At 40.5% G+C, this 571-nt stretch carries 1 protein-coding gene; it reads right to left on the bottom strand.

Translation table 11 applies throughout. The annotated features are described in order from the left end of the window. Positions 1 to 571 (bottom strand): Ig-like domain-containing protein (locus tag ACFSC2_RS25240; RefSeq protein ID WP_379818739.1); only part of this gene is annotated, 571 nt, incomplete at both ends.

The following is a 571-nucleotide window of genomic DNA, read 5'->3' as shown; positions in this document are numbered from 1 at the left end:
AGTTTCACTTCCATCGTGCGTATATGTGAACGTTCCATTTGAATTTAATGTCAGGGTTCCATGTGATGGACTCGAAACTAAAATTGCTGTAAGCGGATTATTCTCTGCATCTGTATCGTTTGACAATATACTATTTGCTGCAGTAACAGTAAGCGTTCCACCTTCTAAAACTGTGTAAGAATCATTGCTCGCTACAGGCGCATCGTTTACAGGAGTAACCGTAATAGTTACTGTTGCTGTGTTACTGTTCGCTGTTCCGTCATTGGCTCTGTAAGTGAAATTGTCTGTTGTGGTTTCACTTCCATCATGGGTATATGTGAAAGTTCCATTTGAATTTAATGTCAGGGTTCCATGTGATGGACCTGTAACTAAAACTGCTGTAAGCGGATTATTCTCTGCATCTGTATCGTTTGACAATATACTATTTGCTGCAGTAACAGTAAGAGTTCCACCTTCTAAAACTGTGTAAGAATCATTGCTCGCTACAGGCGCATCATTTACAGGAGTAACCGTAATAGTTACTGTTGCTGTGTTGCTGTCTGCTGTTCCGTCGTTTGCTTTGTAGGTAAAG

This window comes from Flavobacterium artemisiae (assembly GCF_042678225.1).
GTDB lineage: Bacteria > Bacteroidota > Bacteroidia > Flavobacteriales > Flavobacteriaceae > Flavobacterium > Flavobacterium artemisiae.
The sequence above is the reverse complement of the archived record's forward strand: the minus strand, read 5'-3'. Positions and strand labels throughout refer to the sequence as shown.